The following is a 19,648-nucleotide window of genomic DNA, read 5'->3' on the forward strand; positions in this document are numbered from 1 at the left end:
GACAGGGGCCAGGCCGGACAGGGGCCGGCGTGGGAGGGGTCAGTCGGTCGGGGTGGGGGCGGTGTCGCCGTCGAGGGCGGCGAGGATCGCCTCGGCGGTGCGCCGGCCCACCCCGGGCACCTCGACGATCTCCTCCACGGTGGCGGCGGAGAGCCGTTTGAGCGAGCCGAAGTGCCGCAGCAGCGCCTTGCGGCGGACCTCGCCCAGCCCAGGGACGGTGTCCAGGGCCGATTCGGTCATCCGCTTGGAACGCCGCTGCCGGTGGAAGGTGATGGCGAACCGGTGCGCCTCGTCCCGGACGCGTTGCAGCAGGTAGAGCCCCTCGGAGGTGCGCGGCAGGATGACCGGGTAGTCGTCGTCGGGGAGCCAGACCTCCTCCAGCCGCTTGGCCAGCCCGCACAGCGCCACGTCGTCGATGCCCAGCTCGGCCAGGGCCTGGGCCGCCGCCGCCACCTGCGGGGCACCGCCGTCGACCACCACCAGCTGCGGCGGGTAGGCGAACTTGCGCGGCCGGCCGGTGGTCGGGTCGATGCCGGGGCGGTCGGGGTCGGACGCGGTCTCCTCGCCCAGTTCGCCGGTCTCGGCGCGGGCGTCGAGGTAGCGGGCGAAGCGCCGACGCAGCACCTCGGACATCGCCGACAGGTCGTCGGTGGCGCCCCGGACGATGAACCGGCGGTACTCGCTCTTGCGGGGCAGCCCGTCCTCGAAGACGACCATGCTGGCCACCACGTCGGTGCCCTGGATCTGGGAGACGTCGAAGCACTCGATGCGCAGCGGCGAGGTACGCATACCGAGCGCCTCGCTGATCTCGTCGAGCGCCTTGCTGCGGGTGGTCAGGTCGCCGGCCCGCTTGAGCTTGTGCCGGGCCAGCGCGTCCTTCGCGTTGCGGCCCACCGTCTCCAGCAGGGTCTTCTTGTCGCCGCGCTGGGGCACCCGCAGCGACACCCGGCTGCCCCGGCGGGTGCTGAGCCAGTCGGCGAGCGCCTCGGCGTCGGCGGGCAGCTCGGGGACGAGCAGTTCCCGGGGCACGTCGGCCTCGCCCTGCTCGCCGCCGTAGACCTGGGTGCAGAAGTGGTGCACCAGGTCGCCGGTGGTCAGCTCCTCGGTCTTCTCCACCACCCAGCCGCGCTGGCCGCGTACCCGGCCGTCGCGGACGTGGAAGACCTGCACGGCGGCTTCGAGGGGGTCGTCGGCGAAGGCGACCACGTCGGCGTCGGTGCCGTCGCCGAGCACCACGGTCTGCTTCTCCATGGCCCGGCGCAGCGCGGCCACGTCGTCGCGCAGCCGGGCCGCCCGCTCGAACTCCAACTGCTCGCTGGCCTCGGTCATCTCGCGTTCGAGGCGGCGCACCATGGTGTCGGTGCGGCCGGCCATGAACTCGCAGAAGTTGTCGACGATGGCCCGGTGCGCCTCGGCGGAGACGGTGCCGACGCAGGGCGCGGAGCACTTGCCAATGTAGCCGAGCAGGCACGGCCGGCCCACCTGCCCGGCCCGCTTGAACACCCCGGCGGAGCAGGTGCGGGCCGGGAAGACCCGCAGCAGCAGGTCGAGCGTCTCGCGGATCGCCCAGGCGTGCGAGTACGGCCCGAAGTACCGCACGCCCTTGCGCTTCGCGCCCCGCATGACCTGCAGCCGCGGGTATTCCTCGTCGAGGGTGACCGCCAGGTACGGGTACGACTTGTCGTCGCGGTACCGGACGTTGAACCGGGGGTCGTACTGCTTGATCCAGGTGTATTCGAGCTGGAGCGCCTCGACCTCGGTGCCGACGGTGACCCAGTCGACCGACTCGGCCGTGGTGACCATCTGCCGGGTGCGGTCGTGCAGCCCCCACGGGTCGGCGAAGTAGGAGTTGAGCCTGCTGCGCAGGCTCTTCGCCTTGCCGACGTAGATCACCCGGCCGGTGCCGTCGCGGAACCGGTACACCCCGGGGGACTCGGGGATCGTGCCGGTCGCGGGGCGGTAGGTCGAGGGATCAGCCACGGCACCGAGACTATCCGTTGCCCCCGACACTCCAGATCACGCCGAGCTGGTCGACCTCGCTGCCGCTGCGGCCGAAGAATCCGGCCAGCCGACCGCCCGGAGGCGCGGTGAAGGTGACCGCCGCCGAGGTGGGCGTACCGGCGGTGAGGGTGCGGCCCTGGTCGGTGTCGAGCCGGGCCGAGAAGATCCGGGTCCGGCCGTCCTTCTGCCCCTGGGTCAGGGTGACCCGGGTGATCCGCTCGCCGGGGGCCAGGGTGAGGCCGGTCTCGGTCCCGCCGGTGCCGCCGTGGCGCAGCTGGCCGCCGTCGGCGAGGTCGACGCCGACGGCGTCGAGCCGGGAGCCGCCGCGCAGGGTGACCCGGGTCACCGCCGGGCCGATCCGGTCGGCGTCGGTGAACGGCGTGCCGTGCGGGCCGCCCCAGGTGTCGCTGGCCCGCAGGTCGGGGGCGAGGGTCCAGTCGAACCAGGCGGCGTGCGGGTAGTGGTCGGACAGCGGGCCGCCGGCCGGGGTGAGGAACCGGGCGTGCTCGTTGTGGTAGCGGTTCAGGGCGAGCCGGACCAGCTTGTTGCCCCGGTAGAGGATCTTGTCGACCACCTCGCAGGCGTCGGTCACGTTGGCCTCGTCGCAGACCAGCGCCGGGTCACCGGCGGCCGGCGGCTGGCCGGCCCGTTCCTGTTGCACCCAGACGTCGGTGAGGCCGTTGGCCGCCACCAGGTCGCGGATGTTGTCACCGGTACGGGTGTAGCGGACGTTCAGGTCACCCATCAGCACCACCGCGTTGCCGGCCGAGTTGGCGGCGACGTACGCGGAGAGCTGGTTGAGGTTGGACCGCCGGGCGGCCAGGTCGGCGTCGGTGCTGCCGGCGTTCGGGTGGGCGTTGTAGAAGTCGACGTAGACGCCCTCGGCCAACCGGATGCGGCTGGCGGTGAAGCCCTTCGGGGTGAGGCAGTCGGTGCCGTTGCAGGAGTTCCACTTCACCCGGGCGAAGTCGCTGTACGGGTAGTTGGACAGCGTGTTGAGGCCGCTGCCGAACGGCACGCCCCCGCTGGTCGGGGTCCGGTACGGGTGCCGGTCGGTGGCGTACAGGTCGGCGTGGTAGTTGAAGTCCTCCTGGACGTGCACGATGTCGTACCCGCCGAGCCGTTCGCCGATCGGCCGGGTGTTCGTCGCCGGGTCGCCGCTGGACAGGATGTCGGGCAGGCCGGCGACGTTGTAGGTGAGCACGGAGAACGCCCCGGACGTGGGGGCGGCGGCGGTCCCGGCGGGGGCAGGGGCGGGGGCGGGGGCGGCCGACGCGGCGGCCGGCCCGGCCGGGGTGAGCGCGACCGCGAGCAGCGTCGCGGACGCGAGCAGACGGACGACCTTCATCGAGCGGTCCAATCTGGAGCGGAAGGACCGGCGGACGCGCGCCGGTCGATGGACGTCTTCCGATATCGACGAACGGAGATTACCATCCGGTAACCGAATGTTATTCACGTAAAGATCCCATCCTCATCGGAGGATCGCCATGCCCCGTCCCCCCACCGTCCGCCGCCTGCTCGCCGGCCTGACCGCCGGCATCAGCGTCGCCGCCCTGCTCACCGCGACGCCCGCCGCACCCGCCGAAGCCGCCGCCCCGCGTGCCGCGTTCGCCCCCGAGGACTACTGCCTCGGCGAGTGCGGCGACATCCTGCCGCCCGGCCAGAACGGCAACGCCACCCTCGTCGAGGTGCTGGGCAACCAGACCCTCGGCACCCTGCCCCGGCACTCCGCCGACCAGCTCGGCCGGTACGCCGACCTGGTCTACGGCTATGCCGGGCTACGCGAGGAACAGATCGGCTCGTTCTTCAACGACGCCTCCTTCGGCGTCCCGCAGGGGCAGGTCGAACGCGACTACTCCCCCCGCTCCGACGTGCGCATCCTGCGGGACAAGGCCACCGGAGTCCCGCACGTCACCGGCACCACCCGGGGCGGCACCATGTACGGCGCGGGCTACGCCGGGGCCGAGGACCGGCTGTTCACCATGGACCTGCTGCGGCACGTCGGCCGGGGCACCCTCACCTCGTTCGCCGGCGGCGCACCCGGCAACCGGGCCCTGGAGCAGAGCGTCTGGCGCAACTCGCCGTACACCGAGGCGGACCTCCAGGCGCAGATCGAGGCGCTGCGCGCCAAGGGGCCGCGCGGCCAGCAACTCTACGCCGACGTGCAGGAGTACATCGCCGGCATCAACGCCTACATCGGCGTGTGCATGGGCGCCCGCAACTGCCCCGGCGAGTACGTGCTCACCGGCCACCTGGACGCGGTCACCAACGCCGGTGGCCCGGAGCCGTTCCAGCTCACCGACCTGATCGCCATCGCCGGCGTGGTGGGCGGGCTGTTCGGCGGCGGGGGCGGCACCGAGATGCAGTCCGCGCTGGTGCGCATCGCCGCCCGCGCCAAGTACGGGGCCACCGAGGGCGACAAGGTGTGGACGGCGTTCCGCAACCAGAACGACCCGGAGACCGTGCTGACCCTGCACGACGGGCAGAGCTTCCCGTACGGCGACGCCTCCCCGGACGCGGCGAGCGTGGCACTGCCCGACGCCGGCTCGGCCCGGGTCGAGCCGATCTTCACCGACCCGACCGGCTCCGCCGGCAGCACCGCCGCCCCGGCCCGTGCCACCGGCGCGGGCGCGTCCGGTGAGCTGGCCGCCGCGCTGTCCGGGCTGACCATCAGCCCGGCGCACCGGGGCATGTCCAACGCGGCGGTGGTCTCGGCCGCGAACTCGGCCACCGGGCACCCGGTCGCGGTCTTCGGCCCGCAGACCGGCTACTTCTCCCCGCAGCTGCTGATGGTGCAGGAGTTGCAGGGTCCGGGGATCAGCGCCCGGGGCGCGGCGTTCGCCGGTCTCAACCTCTACGTGCTGCTCGGCCGGGGCCAGGACTACGCCTGGAGCGCCACCTCGTCGATCCACGACATCACCGACACCTACGCGGTGCCGCTGTGCACCACCGACGGCAGCGCCCCCACCCTCGCCGCCGACCACTACCTCTACCGGGGACAGTGCGTGGCGATGGAGCAGCTCGCGCACGTCAACAAGTGGAGTCCGACCCTCGCCGACGGCACCGCCAAGGGGTCGTACAAGCTGGTGGCCTGGCGGACGAAGCTCGGCCTGGTCTCCTGGCGGGGCACCGTCGGCGGCAAACCGCACGCGTTCACCCAGCTGCGCTCCACCTACCGGCACGAGGCCGACTCGGCGATCGGCTTCCAGATGTTCAACGACCCGACCCAGATGGGCTCGGCGGACGCCTTCGTCGCCTCGGCCAACAACGTCGAGTACGCGTTCAACTGGTTCTACGTCAACTCCACCGAGTCGGCGTACTTCAACTCCGGGCTGAACCCGGTGCGGGCCGCCGGGTCCAACCCGAACCTGCCGATGAAGGCCGAGCCGGCCTACGAGTGGCAGGGCTTCGACCCGGCGACGAACACCGCCAGCTACGCCCCGCTGGCCGCCCACCCCCGGTCGGTCAACCAGGACTACTACGTCAGCTGGAACAACAAGCAGGCCAAGGACTTCGGCGGCGCGGACGGCAACTACAGCTTCGGCGCGGTGCACCGGGCCGACCTGCTGGACCGCCCGCTCAAGGCGGGCCTGGCGGCCGGCCGGAAGTTCGACCGGGGCTCGCTGACCGCGCTGGTCGAGCAGGCCGGCCTGACCGACCTGCGCGGGGCCGAGGTGCTCGACGAGCTGATCCGGGTGCTGGAGAGCCAGCCCGTCACCGACGCCACGCTGGCCACCGAGATCAGCCGGCTCAGGGCGTGGCGGCAGGACGGCGCGCTGCGGGTGGAGACGGCGAAGGGGTCGAAGGTCTACCGGCACGCCGACGCGATCCGCACCTTCGACGCCTGGTGGCCGCTGCTGGTCCGGGGGATGTTCCGCGACCAGCTCGGCCCGGACCTCTACCAGTCGCTGATCAACGCGATCCAGCTCAACGAGTCCCCCTCCGGGCACCAGCAGGGCGACGTGTCCAACCTGCCGACCTCGGCCAACGAGGCCCAGGCGCACAAGGGCTCGTCCTTCCAGTACGGCTGGTGGGGCTACGTCGACAAGGATCTGCGCGCGGTGCTCGGCGACCCGGTGCGCGGCGGGCTGGGCCGGGGCTACTGCGGCGCGGGGAACCTGGCCGGCTGCCGGCAGGTGCTGCTGGACACGTTGCGTACGGCGGCGGCCACCCCGGCGGCCCAGGTGTACCCCGGGGACGCGAGCTGCGCCGCCGGTGACCAGTGGTGCGCGGACGCGATCATCCAGTCGCCGCTGGGCGGGATCAAGCACGCCACCATCGCCTGGCAGAACCGGCCCACCTTCCAGCAGGTGGTGTCGTTCCCGTCCCGGCGGGGTGACGATCTGACCAACCTGGCCGCCGGCCGGCCGGTCAGCGCGTCCGGCAGCGAGCTGTTCTTCGGGGCGGCCAAGGCCGTGGACTCCGACCTCGGCACCCGCTGGGCGAGCAGTTGGGCCGACGACCAGTGGCTGACCGTCGACCTCGGGTCGGCCCGCCAGGTAGGCCGGGTGACGGTGGCCTGGGAGTCGGCGTACGCCCGGTCGTACCGGATCGAGGTGTCGAACGACGGGTCGACCTGGCGGACGGTGTGGTCGACCACGGCGGGCGACGGCGGCACCGACGTGGCGGCCTTCCCCACCACGACCGCCCGGTACGTGCGGATGCACGGGGTGACCCGGGCCACCACGTACGGCTACTCGATCTGGGAGATGGCGGTCTACCCGCAGTGAACCCGACCGGTCGGCCCGGAGGTCGTCCTCCGGGCCGGCCGGTGCCGGTCAGGCCAGCGAGATCTGGTCGCCGTCGACCTTGAGTTCCTTGGCGGCGAGCGGCTGGGTAGCCGGCCCCTGCTTCACCGCGCCGTCGGTGATGGCGAACTTGCTGTTGTGGCAGGTGCAGTTGATCGTCCCGCCGTCGACGTTCGACACCGGGCAGCCCTGGTGGGTGCAGATCGGGTCGAACCCCTTGAACTGCCCCGCCGTCGGCTGGGTGATCACCACACCCTGGGCGGCGTAGACCTGGCCGCCGCCGACCGGGATGTCACCCGTCTTGGCGATCGCGGCGGCACCCGACCCGCCGGTGGTCGCGGCCGGTCCGCCGGTGGCCGGGGTGGCCGGCTCGTCACCGGAGTCGTCGCCGCAGGCGGTCAGGAGGACCGCCGCCCCCACCGCGCCGGCCCCGGCCAGCAGTGCACGTCGGGTCTGCGTACCGGGCCCGGTCGGCACCTGGTCGTCTGTCATCTCCGGCCTTTCTCTCGACTGCTGCCGCCGGTCGTCGACCTGCGCGGCTCACTGGAGCACACGCACCACTGTGCCCGACGGTTCACCCCGGCCGCCCGGGAACACCCTGCTGAGCCGGCCGACGCGCCACCGACCGGGCCCATGGCACGCCACCGACCGGGCCCGCAGCACGCCGCCGCCGGCACCCGGGCCGACCGGCGACGCCCGGCGCGGGCAGGCGTGGGCGGGCCGGTCGTCGACCCGCCGGGTCAGCGGGCCCCGGCCGGCACCTTGCGGGTACGCGCCTTCGGCGTCGCGCCGTTGGCCCGGGCCGCCCGGGTCACCGCCGCCTTCGCGCCCCGGGCCTGCCCGTCGAGCTTGAGCACCGAACGCAGGAACTGCCCGGTGTGGCTCTCGGCGACCTCGGCGACCTCTTCCGGGGTGCCGGTGGCGAGCACGGTGCCGCCCCGGTGGCCGCCCTCGGGGCCCATGTCGATCAGCCAGTCGGCCGTCTTGATCACGTCGAGGTTGTGCTCGATGGTGATCACCGTGTTGCCCTTGTCGACCAGGCCCTCCAGCACCATCAGCAGCTTGCGGATGTCCTCGAAGTGCAGGCCGGTGGTGGGCTCGTCGAGCACGTAGACCGTGCGGCCGGTGGAGCGCTTCTGCAACTCGGAGGCCAGCTTGACCCGCTGCGCCTCACCGCCGGACAGGGTCGGCGCGGGCTGGCCCAGCCGGACGTAGCCCAGACCCACGTCGTTGAGCGTGCGCAGGTGCCGGTGGATGGCCGGGATGGCGGAGAAGAACTCGGCCGCCTCCTCGATCGGCATCTCCAGCACGTCGGAGACGGTCTTGCCCTTGTAGTGCACCTCCAGGGTCTCCCGGTTGTAGCGGGCACCCTTGCAGACCTCGCACGGGACGTAGACGTCCGGCAGGAAGTTCATCTCGATCTTGATGGTGCCGTCACCGGAACACGCCTCGCAGCGGCCACCCTTGACGTTGAACGAGAACCGGCCGGGGCCGTACCCCCGGACCTTGGCCTCGGTGGTCTCGGCGAACAGCTTGCGGACGTGGTCCCAGACCCCGGTGTAGGTGGCCGGGTTGGAGCGCGGGGTACGGCCGATCGGCGACTGGTCGACGCCGACCACCTTGTCGACGTGTTCCAGCCCGGAGACCCGGGTGTGCCGGCCGGGCACCAGCCGCGCGCCGTTGATCTGGTTGGCCAGCACCGCGTACAGGATGTCGTTGACCAGCGTCGACTTGCCCGAGCCGGAGACCCCGGTGACCGCGATGAGCTGGCCCAGCGGGAACGGCACGGTCAGGTTGCGCAGGTTGTGCTCGCGTGCCCCGTGCACCACCAGCTCGCGTTCCGGCGTCTGCGGCCGGCGCTGCTGCGGCGTCGGGATCTCCCGCCGGCCCGACAGGTACGCCCCGGTCACCGACTCGGGATTGTCCAGCAGCGCCGGCACCGAGCCGCTGTGCACGATCCGGCCGCCGTGCTCGCCCGCGCCGGGGCCGATGTCGACGATCCAGTCGGCCACCCGGATGGTGTCCTCGTCGTGCTCGACGACGATCAGCGTGTTGCCCAGGCCGCGCAGCCGCAGCAGGGTCTCGATCAGCCGGTGGTTGTCCCGCTGGTGCAGGCCGATCGACGGCTCGTCGAGCACGTAGAGCACGCCGACCAGGCCGGAGCCGATCTGGGTGGCCAGCCGGATGCGCTGTGCCTCGCCGCCGGACAGGGTGCCGGCCGGCCGGTCCAGGGAGAGGTAGTCCAGGCCGACGTCGAGCAGGAACCGCAGCCGGGCGTTGATCTCCTTGAGCACCCGCTCGGCGATCATCTTCTGCCGGTCGGTCAGCGCGATGCCGGCGAGCAGCTCGGCCGCCTCGCCCACCGACAGGTTGCACACCTCGGCGATGCTCTTGCCGGCGATGGTGACCGCCAGCACCTCGGGCTTGAGCCGGGTGCCGCCGCAGGCCGCGCAGGGCACGTCACGCATGTAGCCCTCGTACTTGTCGCGCGACCACTCGCTCTCGGTGTCGGTGTGCCGGCGCTCGATCCACTGCACCACGCCCTCGAAGCCGGTGTAGTAGGAGCGCTCGCGGCCGTACTTGTTGCGGTAGCGCACGTGCACCTGGTCGTCGGAGCCGTGCAGGATCGTCTTCTGGGCCCGTGCCGGCAGCGCCCGCCACGGGGTGTCGACGTCGAAGTGCTGGCTCTCGCCGAGCGCCTCCAGCAGGCGCAGGAAGTATTCCAGGTTGTGCCCGGTGGCCCAGGGTTGCAGCGCGCCCTCGCGCAGGGTGCGCTCCGGGTCGGGGACGACCAGCTCCGGGTCGACCTCCTTCTTGGTGCCCAGGCCGGTGCACTCCGGGCAGGCCCCGTAGGGCGCGTTGAACGAGAACACCCGGGGTTCCAGGTCCTCGATCGCCAACGGGTGGTCGTTGGGGCAGGCCAGGTGCTCGGAGTAGCGGCGCTCCCGGGCCGGGTCGCTCTCGGGCAGGTCGACGAAGTCGAGCAGCACCAGACCGTCGGAGAGACCGAGCGCGGCCTCGACCGAGTCGGTCAGCCGCTGCTTGGCGCTCGGCTTGACGCTGAGCCGGTCGATCACCACCTCGATGGTGTGCTTCTCCTGCTTCTTGAGCTTCGGCGGCTCGGTCAGCGGGTGCACCACCCCGTCGACCCGGGCGCGGGCGTAGCCCTTGGCCTGGAGTTCGGCGAAGAGGTCGACGTACTCGCCCTTGCGGCCCCGGACCACCGGGGCGAGCACCATGAACTTGGTGCCCTCGGCCATCGCGAGGACCCGGTCGACGATCTGCTGCGGGCTCTGCCGGGAGATCCGCTCGCCGCAGACCGGGCAGTGCGGCTCGCCGATGCGGGCGAAGAGCAGCCGCAGGTAGTCGTAGACCTCGGTGATGGTGCCGACGGTGGAACGCGGGTTGCGCGAGGTGGACTTCTGGTCGATGGAGACGGCGGGGCTCAGGCCCTCGATGAAGTCGACGTCGGGCTTGTCCATCTGACCGAGGAACTGCCGCGCGTACGACGACAGCGACTCGACGTAGCGGCGCTGCCCCTCGGCGAAGATGGTGTCGAAGGCCAGGCTCGACTTGCCGGAGCCGGAGAGCCCGGTGAAGACGATGAGGGCGTCCCGGGGCAGGTCGAGACTGACGTCACGCAGGTTGTGCTCGCGCGCGCCACGGATGATCAGACGGTCGGCCACGGTGCGGGTGCTCCCGGAAGAAGAATATGAGGCGGATCTGTCCGCTCCGAGTGGGATCTGAGCGGTTTTACGGGGCGCAGAAGGAACGCCTGCGCAACTCTAGCCCCGGGGTACGACAACTTCCCGCACGCCAACATTCCCCCAGCTCACACCGGTCGGCCGACCCGGCGTGCGCGCCCCGCGCCCCGGCCCGGCCGGTCGTGACCGGCCGGACCGGGGCGGTCAGAAACCGCCCGGCAGGGGCGGCGTCGTCGGCCGGGCCGGCCGCCGACGGCCACCCCGCCAGCCGCCCCGCCGCTCGGCCGCCAGCCGGCTCTGCCGGCGACCGCTCTCGTACGCCAGCTCCCGCTGGAGCCGACGCCAGCTCTCGAAGCGCCGGCCCGGCAACTCCCCGGTCTCCACCGCCTCCCGCACCGCGCAGGCCGGCTCGGCGGTGTGCCCGCAGTCGGCGTACCGGCAGCCGGTGGCCAGCTCGGCGATGTCGGTGAACGCCCGGTCCAGCCCGACGTGCCCGTCGAGCAGGCCGACCGCCCGGACCCCGGGGGTGTCCAGCACCGCACCACCGCCGGGCACCGGGACCAGCGCCCGCCAGGTGGTGGTGTGCCGACCCTTGCCGTCGACCCGCCGGATCGCCTGGGTCGGCATGACCTCCGCCCCGACCAGGGCGTTGACCAGGCTCGACTTGCCCGCCCCGGACGGGCCGAGCAGGGCCAGCGTGCGCCCCGCCGCGACCAGCGGGCGCAGCGGCGTCAGGCCGGTGCCCCGCTCGGCGCTGACCGGCAGCACCGGCACCCCGGGGGCGAGGGCGGCGAGCTGCCGGGCCACCGCCTGCGGGTCGGCGGCCAGGTCGGCCTTGGTGAGCACCACCAGCGGGGTGGCCCCCGACTCGTGGGCCAACGCGAGCAGCCGTTCGATCCGGGCGGCGTCCGGTTCCGGGTGCACCGGCTCGATCACCGCGGCGGTGTCGAGGTTGGCGGCGAGCACCTGGCCGCTGGCGTCCTTGCCGGCGGTACGGCGGATCAGCGCGGTACGCCGGGGCAGCACCGCGTCGACGGTCACCGGGCCGTCCGGCCAGCGGGCCAGCAGCACCCAGTCGCCGGCGCACGGCAGGGCGGTCAGGTCACGGGCGGCGGCGGCCAGCACCGCCGGGCCCAGGCTGGCCCGGACCGGTCCGTCCGCGCCGAGCACGGTGCACACCCCCCGGTCGACCCGGGCCACCCGGCCGGGCCGACGGTCCGGACGCCGCCGCGCGTACGCCGCCCGTTCGGCGTCGAGGCCGAGGGCGGTCAGATCGATGGTCATGTCATCCTCACCGGGGTCGGAACTGGTCGTGGCGCAACACGCGTACTGCGACCGGCATGATCACCACCCCCGTCCGTCGTCCCGGTACCGTGTCAGGCCGACGGTAGGCCGCCGACCGACGCGCCGAAAGCGAATTCCCCGGCGGCGCAACGCTCCCCGGACCGTTAGGGTCGTGGCGTGACGACGGACCCACTGCTGTTGACCGGCGAGGTGGCCGATTCGGCCGCCCGCCTGCTGGACACCGCAGCCGGGCTGGACGCGACGGCCGTCGCCGCCCCCAGCCTGCTGCCCGGTTGGTCCCGGGGCCACGTGCTGACCCACCTGGCCCGCAACGCCGACGGGTTCGTCAACCTGCTCACCTCCGCCCGCACCGGCCGGGACATCCCGATGTATGCCAGCGCCGCCGCCCGCGACGCCGACATCGCCGCCGGCGCCGGCCGCCCGCCCGCCGAGCTGCTGGCCGACCTGCGCCGCAGCACCGACGGGTTCGCCGAGGCGGTGGCCGCGATGCCGGCGTCGGCGTGGAGCGCCACCGTGCAGACCCGACGCGGCCCGTGGCCGGTGGCCCTGGTGCTCTGGGGACGGTGGCGCGAGCTGGAGGTGCACCACGTCGACCTAGCCACCGGCTACCGGCCGGCGGACTGGTCGGCCGCGTTCGCCCCGCACCTGCTGCACGAGGTGGCCGGTGGGCTGACCGGGCGGCCCGACGCGCCCGCGCTGGTGCTGCGGCCCACCGACGGCAACCGGCCGGAGCTGGTGCTGGGTGACGCGCAGGACGCCCCGCAGGTCGCCGGCAGCTGCGCCGCGCTGGCCGCCTGGTTGATCGGCCGCAGCAGCGGCGACGGGCTGACCGTCACCCCGGACGGTGCCCTGCCGACCCCACCGGAATGGATATAGACCGCGCATGAGCTACACCGGAGACGTCACCCCCGGCGGCCCACCCGCCGTCCGGGAGCTGGACCGGCTCACCGTCACCAAGGTGTCGGTCGGCCCGATGGACAACAACGCCTACCTGCTGCGCTGCCGCGACACCGGCGCGCAGGTGCTGGTCGACGCCGCGAACGAGGCGCCCCGGCTGCTCGACCTGATCGGCGACGCCGGGCTGACCTCGGTGGTCACCACCCACCGGCACATGGACCACTGGGTAGCCCTGGAGGAGGTCGTGGCCACGACCGGCGCGTCCGCCCTGGTGCACGCCGACGACGCCGAGGGGCTGCCGATCGCGGCGCAGACCCTGGCCGACGGCGACACCGTCGCGGTCGGCGGGCAGACCCTGGAGGTGATCCACGTCAAGGGGCACACCCCGGGGTCGATCGCGCTGCTCTACCGCGACCCGGCCGGCATCCCCCACCTCTTTACCGGCGACTCACTCTTTCCCGGTGGCGTCGGCAACACCGACCGGGACCCGGAGCGGTTCGGCCAGCTCATCGACGACGTCGAGCGCAAGCTGTTCGACCGGCTGCCCGACGAGACCTGGTTCTATCCGGGGCACGGGGCGGACAGCACCCTCGGCGCGGAACGGGCGTCGCTGCCGCAGTGGCGGGCGCGCGGCTGGTGAGCCGGTGACGGGCCGACGGTGACCGCCGGCGTCGGTCAGCCCGGCTGGCCGACGCCGGTCACCGCACGCAGCCGCCGCCGGGTGCCCAGCAGCACCAGGCCGGCCAGCACCAGCCCGACCGCCATGGTGACCAGCAGCGGGTTGCCGGGCAGCAGCCCGGCCAGGGCCCGCGACGCCGTGCCCAGGGCCAGGTAGAGGCCGGCCCACGCCGCCGCGCCGAGCGCGGCGCAGACGACGAACCGGCGGTACGACATCCGCAGGCTCCCCGCCGCCAGCGGCAGCAGCGTGTTGAACACCGGCAGGAAGGGCGCGACGAGCACCATCCGCCCGCCGCCGGAGCGCAGCAGTTGCTCGGCGGCCGACCAGCGGCCCTCGCCGATCCAGTCGCCGACCCGGCTGTGCCGCAGCCGCTCGCCGAAGATCCGCCCGGCGAGGAAGCTCAGCGACCAGCCGGTGAGGCAGCCGGCGACCACGGCCACGACGGTGGCCACGCCGGCGACCGGCCGGCCCACCCCCACCGCCGCGAGGATCGCCACGTCGCCGGGGACGAGCACCCCGAGCAGCGGTACGGCGTCGGCGAGCATCACCAGCCCGAGCGCCGCCATCAGCAGTGCGGTCGGCAGGTCTCCGAGCTGGGCCAATTCGTCGGGCACGAGATGACGCTACGGCCCTCGGGCGTCCCGGCGCATCGGGTCGCGACCCTGATCACTCCCCGAGTTTTCCGGCGGGCGGCGCGACGGCGCGGCGCGGGGCGTTCCGGCGGGGGTGGTTCAGCGGGGGCGGAGCACCTGGACCCGGCGGACCGGGGAGTCGACGGAGGGTTCGGTGGTCGGCACCGGGTAGCTGGCCACCACCTCCAGCACGTCCGGCGGCAGGTGTCCCCGGTCGGGGTCGCCGACCAGCACCTGCGCCCCGCCGTCGGCGGCCCGCCGCAGGTACGGCAGCACCCGTACGGCGAGGTCCCGGTCGTAGAGGACGTCCCCGGCGACGAGCAGGTCGGCCTGGGTGCCGTCGTCGTCGAGCAGGTCCTGGTGGCTGGCCTGCACGTGGACCCGGTTGGCCCGCGCGTTGACGGTCACCGCCGCCACCGCGTAGGGGTCGACGTCGTTGGCGACGACCTGGCTGGCACCGGCCAGCGCGGCGGCGATGGCGACGAGTCCGGAACCGGCGGCCAGGTCGAGCACCCGGCGGCCGGCGGCGAGGTCGGGGTGGTCGAGCAGGTGGCGGGCGAGGGCCTGGCCGCCGGCCCAGGCCGACGCCCAGAACGGCGGGGGCAGGGTGTGCCCGGCGTTGGCCTCCATCCGGGCCCACCAGACGATCGCGTCCTCGGCGAGGTGCAGCCGCACCTCGGGCACGAAGGGGGTGGGCACCAGCCGCAGCCGGTCCAGCCCGTCGCCTGGCGCGTCGATCTCGCGTTCCAGCTCGGTCAACGCGTCGACGCGCGGTCGGTTCACCGGTCGAGTGTGCCGCAGCGGGCCTCCCACCGGGGCGGCATTCCGGCGACCTGCGAGTTTCCGTCCGCATCCTGCGGCTTTTCAGCCGGCAAAAACCGCCTCGGCCGGCTACTGTCGGGGCAGTACAGGGCGATCATCCGCCGCAGCGGCGGGATCACCCGTTGTAAACAGGGAGAGATGCATGGCAACCGGCACGGTCAAGTGGTTCAACTCGGAAAAGGGCTTCGGCTTCATCGAGCAGGACGGCGGGGGCCCCGACGTCTTCGTTCACTACTCGGCGATCGCCACCAGCGGCTACCGGGAACTGCAGGAGGCCCAGAAGGTCGAGTTCGATGTGACCCAGGGGCAGAAGGGTCCGCAGGCGGAGAACGTCCGCCCGCTGTAAGTCTCCGTGCCGGTGGCGGCGGCCCGGGGCCGCCGCCACCGAGCGCTGCCGGCAGCCGTCGACTCCGCTGCCGGGTGAACTGAAACCCGGTCGGGTGTTCCCGGTCCGGGCTGCACCCCGTCGACCGGTCGGCCGCGCTGCGGTGGGTTCCGCGTCGCCGGTGAGCGCGCGTCCGTCCCGGTCAGGGCCGCTTGGCGTGGCGCAGGAACGACCGCCAGGCGGCCGGCGCGAAGGTGAGCACCGGGCCGGACCGGTCCTTGCTGTCGCGGACGCCGACGACGCCGGGCAGGTTGGCGGCGACCTCCACGCAGTCGCCGCCGTTGCCGCTGCTACGGGTGCTCTTGTGCCAGATCGCGCCGGTCAGGTCCATGAGTCTGCCGCCTCCGAGATCAGCTTGATGGTGGCCCCGTGAGGCAGTGCCTCCGCGCGCACCGACTCCCAGGTCCGTCGCAGGGAGTGTACGTCCGCCGTCCGTTCGATGATCGATCCGTGTAGCTGGTTGTCGAGGTAGGCGACGTCGTCGCCCTCCGGCGGCGTCGCGATCACGAAGGCACCGTTGAGCCCGGGGTAGGCGCCGGTGTCCCTCGGCACCAGGTGCAGGTGCACCCTCGGCCGGTCGCCGATCTCCCGCAGGTGCAGCAACTGCTCCCGCATCACCTTGGGCCCGCCGACCGGGCGTTCCAGCACGGTGTGGTCGAGCACCGCCACGAACAGCGGCGGGGACGCCCGGTGCAGGATCTCCTGCCGGGCCAGTCGCGCCGCGACCTGCTGCTCCACCTCGTCACCGAGGAAGTGGCTCGCCCGCTCGAAGAGTTCCCGGGCGTAGCCCTCGGTCTGGAGCAGGCCGGGCAGGACCGTCTGCTGGAACGAGCACAGCGCGGTCGCCTGCTGCTCGATGGTGACCCACTCGCGGAACCAGGGCATCAGGCTCTCGCGCACCTGCGCGTCCCTGATCCGGGCCAGCAGGCCGTCGCTTGCCAGCACGGTGTCGCAGCGCTCGGCGAACTCCCTGCGCGGCGGCCGGCGGCACTGCTCGACGGCGGCGACCAGCGAGGCCGAGTAGTTGACCAGCTCGCCCAGCCCCTCCTGGGACAGGCCCGCCCGCGTCCGCAGCCGACGCAACTCCCCGGCGAACAGCTCCAGCATGGGCGCAGGCTCCATCTGCACAACTCCTGTACGTGAAGGACGACGGTGCTGCACGCCCGCCGCGGTGCAGCGCGAACGCCTTCCGACGGTAACGGCAACCTCACCAGACTGTCACCTGTGGCGGACCTGCCCGACGCCGGAGGGGCTCGGGCCGACTCCGCCGGGCCGCCCCCTGCCCCGGGGGCGGCCCCTCCAGTCCCGAGGAGGTGGCCCGTGCCCGTAAGGAGCAGGTGGCACAGCACCCGCCGGCCGACCGGGGGTCGCCGGTGACCGGCGTGGACGACGACACCCCACGGCGTCGCGCGATCCCGATGACGGCCCGTCGGCTGGTCCCGCACGTCGCCATGCGTCCCCTGTGGCGCTGCCGCAACTGCGGCGCGGAGTGGCCCTGCCAGCCGGCCCGGCTGGGACTGCTGGTCGAGTACCGGGACGACCGGACCGCCCTGCTCGTCTATCTCGCCGCCCTGATGACCGAGGCCGATCACCAGCTCGGCCAGCTCCACCCCGGGCGACGCCCGGAGCTGACCGACCGCTTCCTCACCTGGGCCAGGGCCCGGGGATGACCGACCTGGGCCGGGGGCCGGGGGTGACCGCCGGCAGCCGTGGGCACCCCTTCCGCAGGAGGCGGGGCGGAAGGGGTGCCCACGGGGTCCGGGTCAGGCCACCAGACGTTTGGCCAGCTCGTCGGCGACCTGCTTGGCGATGGTGGGCGGGATGGCGGCGGCGATCTTCTCCGGGGTGAGCCCGGCCAGGACACCGGCGACGATCGCCTGCTCGTCGGTGAAGTCCTTGTTGGCCAGGGCGGTCAGCGCGGTCTGCAACGAGGTCAGTTGCGCACCGAGCGACTTCAGGGTCGGGTGCGTGACGACGAAGTCGGGGTTGGTGTGGTCCTCCCCCATCGCCATCCGGGTGTAGATCTGACCCACCGGGTTGCGGCCGTCGAGGACGGTCAGGTTCTTGTGGACGGTCTCCAGCCAGGCGTGCTCTTCGGGTGTCATGTCGGTGTCCTCCAGTAGTCCGATGCCGGTCAGGTAGCGCCGGAACAGCGGGGTCTGGTCCCGTCCGGCCTTGGTCGAGTCGCGGAAGAAGCTGAAGTGGGTGTGCCACAGGTGCGAGTCGTCGCCGGAACTGCGCCTGCCGAGCCGGTCCCAGCGCCGGACCACCTTGCCGTCCGGGGAGTAGATGATCTCTCTGATGTCACGGCTGTCCGCCGTGTTCGCCCGGCACTGGGCGACGCACCAGGTGGAGAACGTCTGGAGGTTGTGCGTGGCACCCCCGGAGCGGACGCTGAACGTGCCCACGTCCAGCCCGGAGGCGTAGAGGGTGAGGCCGCCTGCGTCCCGGGGCGACTCCACCACGGAGTAGTCGTTGGCCACCACCCGGTCGGAGCCACAGTGGTAGCCGCCCCGGTGGGCCGGATCGCCGACGATCCCCACCGCGGCGGGATCAAGGCCCTTGATGGTGTCGAGCAGGAGCCGGCGGACCGCCAGCAGATTGGCCGGAGCCGTCGTCACGAGGCCCTCCTCTCCGCGGCCGGCCCAACGGTGCCGGCTGCGTCGGCATCAGGCCAGGGTCGGGAACCGTCGTGACTCCACGTAGGCGCGGCCTGCGGGAGAACGGGCCCGACCACTGGTGCACGTCATCGAGCGTTGCGACAGACGATAGCCATAGTTGCGAGAAAAACCCCAGCTCAAACGGGTTGTCTTCAGATAGATCCAAGCTGGGAGCCAGCTGGGACCACCGGCAGCACGAGTCGCGACGGATGCGATGGATCATGCAGGATCTGCCGGAGTCCAGCGCGGAGCGTGACCGCCGCGCCGAGCGGCTCGCCGGTGCCGGGGTTGCGCGCGTAGCGGGGATGGGCACCCCCGGAGACCTGCACCCGCAGCCGGTGCCCGGCGGCGAAGCGGTGCGCCACCGGCCACAGCGGCACCGGCACCCGGGTCACCCCGTCCGGGTCGGCCGGGAACCGACCGGGGGCGATACGGACCAGGCCGTCGCAGACGTTCCAGGACCGGCCGCGCCGGTCCACGTCGCACAACCGCACGAAGACGTCCAGGTACGACAGTTCGCTGCGGACGTGGATCTCGGCGTGCACCGGCCCGACCACCTCGACCGGCTCGGTCAGCACCGCGCTGGTGTAGACCAGCACGTCGGGCCGGGCCTCGACGGGACGGTTGTCGACCGGTCCGGCCCGCTGGGCCACCAGCAGCGGGCCGCCCAGCGACGGGGTGGGGTCGGCCGGGTCGTACCGGATGGTGTCCGGGGCCGACGCGGCCGGCGGCTGCGGGGCGAGCCGGCCCCCGGCGTGCAGGTGCCAGGGGGTGCCGGTGGCCGGCGGCGGCCAGTCGGCGAGGTCCCGCCAGCCGCCGCCGTCCCCGCCGACGTGCACCCGTACCGGGGCGCGCGGCGACGGCGGCCGGCCGCGCAGGTGGGCGTCGAGCCAGTCCAGCCCCTCCCGCAGCGACTCGGCCAGCAGGCCGGGGCTGCCGTGCGTCCACGGGCCGACGGTGAGCCGGGTGGGCACGCCCGCCGCCCGCAGCGCGGCGTGGTCGGCGAGCTGGGCGGGGAGGAAGATGTCCTGCCAGCCGCTGACCATCGTCACCGGGGCGCGCACCTCGGCGATCCGCGCGCCGAAGACCCGGGTCCGCCAGTAGTCGGCGTCCGGCGTGTGGTGGCGCAGCCACTCCTGGAAGAACGGCACGGTCACCCCGGTCGCCACCCGGTCGGCCTCGGCCAGCGGCAGGTGGGCCAGGGCGGCGGCCAGCCGGGGCTGCCCACGCTTGAGTTCCCACTGCCGGGCCAGCCACGGCACGGTCTGCGCCTGGAGCAGCTCGGCCCACGTGAGCACCGTGTCCAGGGCGAAGGACTCCCCCGCGTACGTCGAGTCGCGGGTGGCCGAGGCGGTGACCACGGCGACCATCGCGGCCAGGTCCTCCCCCGCGTCGGCGGCCAGCGCCCACTGGACGAAACCCTGGTAGCTGGCCCCGAACATGCCGAACCGGCCGCCGTACCAGGGTTGCCGGCGCAGCCAGTCGACGGTGTCCAGCCCGTCGTCGCGCTCGTGCACCAGCGGGTCGAACAGCCCGTCGGAGCCGTCGGTGCCCCGGCAGGACTGGAGCACCAGGTGGAAGCCGCGACCGGCGACGAGCCGGCCGAGCAGCCGCATCGGCCCGCCCCGCCCGTACGGCGTGCGGATCAGCACGGTCGGCGCGCCGGGCAGCCGGGGGGCGTAGTGGTCGGTGCGCAGCCGCGCCCCGTCGCGGGCCCGGACCGCGATGCCCCGGGTGACGTCGACCCGGTGGGTGGCGGCGGCCGGCAGGCGCAGCACGGCGGCGGCGAGGCGGGCGAGCGACCGGTCCGGCACG

Annotated in this window: 16 protein-coding genes; 5 read left to right on the forward strand and 11 right to left on the reverse strand. The window is 73.3% G+C overall.

Annotation, left to right across the window (positions count from 1 at the left end; all coding sequences use genetic code 11):
• Positions 1 to 39: 39 nt before the first annotated feature.
• Positions 40 to 1,980, reverse strand: a complete 1,941-nt coding sequence (gene uvrC, locus FJK98_RS23110; protein WP_145920874.1) for an excinuclease ABC subunit UvrC — start codon at positions 1,978 to 1,980, stop codon at positions 40 to 42.
• 10 nt (positions 1,981 to 1,990) lie between these two features.
• A complete protein-coding gene (locus tag FJK98_RS23115) occupies positions 1,991 to 3,349 on the reverse strand; it encodes an endonuclease/exonuclease/phosphatase family protein (RefSeq protein ID WP_145920875.1) in 1,359 nt (452 codons plus the stop codon).
• Between the two features lie 139 nt (positions 3,350 to 3,488).
• Here FJK98_RS23115 and FJK98_RS23120 point away from each other — a divergent pair, with 139 nt between their 5' ends.
• The gene (locus FJK98_RS23120; protein ID WP_145920876.1) at positions 3,489 to 6,731 is read left to right on the forward strand and encodes a penicillin acylase family protein; all 3,243 of its coding nucleotides are present in this window, start codon (positions 3,489 to 3,491) and stop codon (positions 6,729 to 6,731) included.
• A 48-nt stretch (positions 6,732 to 6,779) separates the two neighbouring features.
• Here the strand turns inward: FJK98_RS23120 and FJK98_RS23125 are convergent, their stop codons facing one another.
• From FJK98_RS23125 to rsgA, 3 genes are all read right to left on the reverse strand, one after another.
• Entirely contained in the window at positions 6,780 to 7,241 is a 462-nt protein-coding gene (locus FJK98_RS23125; RefSeq protein ID WP_145920877.1) for a Rieske (2Fe-2S) protein, read from the reverse strand.
• 248 nt (positions 7,242 to 7,489) lie between these two features.
• Positions 7,490 to 10,435 carry an excinuclease ABC subunit UvrA gene (uvrA, locus tag FJK98_RS23130; protein ID WP_145920878.1) on the reverse strand — a complete coding sequence of 982 codons (2,946 nt, stop codon included), beginning with the start codon at positions 10,433 to 10,435 and terminating at the stop codon, positions 7,490 to 7,492.
• Positions 10,436 to 10,657: 222 nt separating this feature from the next.
• Positions 10,658 to 11,737, reverse strand: coding sequence for a ribosome small subunit-dependent GTPase A (gene rsgA / locus FJK98_RS23135; protein WP_145920879.1), 1,080 nt, complete (start codon positions 11,735 to 11,737; stop codon positions 10,658 to 10,660).
• 177 nt (positions 11,738 to 11,914) lie between these two features.
• On the opposite strand from rsgA, the gene FJK98_RS23140 reads away from it, so the two are divergent.
• Both FJK98_RS23140 and FJK98_RS23145 read left to right on the forward strand, forming a co-directional pair.
• On the forward strand, positions 11,915 to 12,634 hold the full coding sequence (locus tag FJK98_RS23140) for a maleylpyruvate isomerase family mycothiol-dependent enzyme (protein ID WP_145920880.1): 720 nt from the start codon (positions 11,915 to 11,917) through the stop codon (positions 12,632 to 12,634).
• A 7-nt stretch (positions 12,635 to 12,641) separates the two neighbouring features.
• Entirely contained in the window at positions 12,642 to 13,295 is a 654-nt protein-coding gene (locus tag FJK98_RS23145) for an MBL fold metallo-hydrolase (protein WP_145920881.1), read from the forward strand.
• Between the two features lie 35 nt (positions 13,296 to 13,330).
• Here the strand turns inward: FJK98_RS23145 and FJK98_RS23150 are convergent, their stop codons facing one another.
• Together FJK98_RS23150 and FJK98_RS23155 are read right to left on the reverse strand one after the other, a co-directional pair.
• Positions 13,331 to 13,948 (reverse strand): DedA family protein, encoded by a 618-nt coding sequence (locus FJK98_RS23150; protein WP_145920882.1) that lies wholly within the window; start codon positions 13,946 to 13,948, stop codon positions 13,331 to 13,333.
• A 117-nt stretch (positions 13,949 to 14,065) separates the two neighbouring features.
• Positions 14,066 to 14,749, reverse strand: coding sequence for a methyltransferase (locus FJK98_RS23155; RefSeq protein ID WP_145920883.1), 684 nt, complete (start codon positions 14,747 to 14,749; stop codon positions 14,066 to 14,068).
• Between the two features lie 181 nt (positions 14,750 to 14,930).
• Between FJK98_RS23155 and FJK98_RS23160 the strand changes: the two genes are divergently transcribed.
• Positions 14,931 to 15,134 carry a cold-shock protein gene (locus FJK98_RS23160; protein WP_067314937.1) on the forward strand — a complete coding sequence of 68 codons (204 nt, stop codon included), beginning with the start codon at positions 14,931 to 14,933 and terminating at the stop codon, positions 15,132 to 15,134.
• Positions 15,135 to 15,315: 181 nt separating this feature from the next.
• Here FJK98_RS23160 and FJK98_RS23165 read toward each other — a convergent pair whose 3' ends face one another.
• Together FJK98_RS23165 and FJK98_RS23170 are read right to left on the reverse strand one after the other, a co-directional pair.
• Entirely contained in the window at positions 15,316 to 15,504 is a 189-nt protein-coding gene (locus tag FJK98_RS23165) for a DUF397 domain-containing protein (protein ID WP_145920884.1), read from the reverse strand.
• The gene (locus FJK98_RS23170; protein ID WP_145920885.1) at positions 15,495 to 16,295 is read right to left on the reverse strand and encodes a helix-turn-helix transcriptional regulator; all 801 of its coding nucleotides are present in this window, start codon (positions 16,293 to 16,295) and stop codon (positions 15,495 to 15,497) included. The genes FJK98_RS23165 and FJK98_RS23170 overlap by 10 nt, the downstream gene beginning before the upstream one ends.
• Positions 16,296 to 16,510: 215 nt before the next feature.
• Between FJK98_RS23170 and FJK98_RS23175 the strand changes: the two genes are divergently transcribed.
• Positions 16,511 to 16,843 carry a flavin reductase gene (locus FJK98_RS23175; protein ID WP_240762292.1) on the forward strand — a complete coding sequence of 111 codons (333 nt, stop codon included), beginning with the start codon at positions 16,511 to 16,513 and terminating at the stop codon, positions 16,841 to 16,843.
• A gap of 93 nt (positions 16,844 to 16,936) precedes the next feature.
• On the opposite strand, the gene FJK98_RS23180 is transcribed toward FJK98_RS23175, so the two are convergent.
• Together FJK98_RS23180 and FJK98_RS23185 are read right to left on the reverse strand one after the other, a co-directional pair.
• On the reverse strand, positions 16,937 to 17,794 hold the full coding sequence (locus FJK98_RS23180) for a hypothetical protein (protein ID WP_145920886.1): 858 nt from the start codon (positions 17,792 to 17,794) through the stop codon (positions 16,937 to 16,939).
• Between the two features lie 191 nt (positions 17,795 to 17,985).
• Positions 17,986 to 19,647 (reverse strand): CocE/NonD family hydrolase, encoded by a 1,662-nt coding sequence (locus FJK98_RS23185; RefSeq protein WP_145920887.1) that lies wholly within the window; start codon positions 19,645 to 19,647, stop codon positions 17,986 to 17,988.
• Position 19,648 lies beyond the last annotated feature (1 nt).

The organism is Micromonospora sp. HM134 (assembly GCF_007833915.1).
GTDB lineage: Bacteria > Actinomycetota > Actinomycetes > Mycobacteriales > Micromonosporaceae > Micromonospora > Micromonospora wenchangensis.

What these genes read in the sequence shown, in the direction of transcription:
- FJK98_RS23115 (WP_145920875.1), bottom strand. Translation starts at nt 3,349, where the DNA reads ATGAAGGTCGTCCGTCTGCTCGCGTCCGCGACGCTGCTCGCGGTCGCG.
- FJK98_RS23120 (WP_145920876.1), top strand. Translation starts at nt 3,489, where the DNA reads ATGCCCCGTCCCCCCACCGTCCGCCGCCTGCTCGCCGGCCTGACCGCC.
- FJK98_RS23125 (WP_145920877.1), bottom strand. Translation starts at nt 7,241, where the DNA reads ATGACAGACGACCAGGTGCCGACCGGGCCCGGTACGCAGACCCGACGT.
- rsgA (WP_145920879.1), bottom strand. Translation starts at nt 11,737, where the DNA reads ATGACCATCGATCTGACCGCCCTCGGCCTCGACGCCGAACGGGCGGCG.
- FJK98_RS23145 (WP_145920881.1), top strand. Translation starts at nt 12,642, where the DNA reads ATGAGCTACACCGGAGACGTCACCCCCGGCGGCCCACCCGCCGTCCGG.
- FJK98_RS23160 (WP_067314937.1), top strand. Translation starts at nt 14,931, where the DNA reads ATGGCAACCGGCACGGTCAAGTGGTTCAACTCGGAAAAGGGCTTCGGC.
- FJK98_RS23165 (WP_145920884.1), bottom strand. Translation starts at nt 15,504, where the DNA reads ATGGACCTGACCGGCGCGATCTGGCACAAGAGCACCCGTAGCAGCGGC.
- FJK98_RS23170 (WP_145920885.1), bottom strand. Translation starts at nt 16,295, where the DNA reads ATGGAGCCTGCGCCCATGCTGGAGCTGTTCGCCGGGGAGTTGCGTCGG.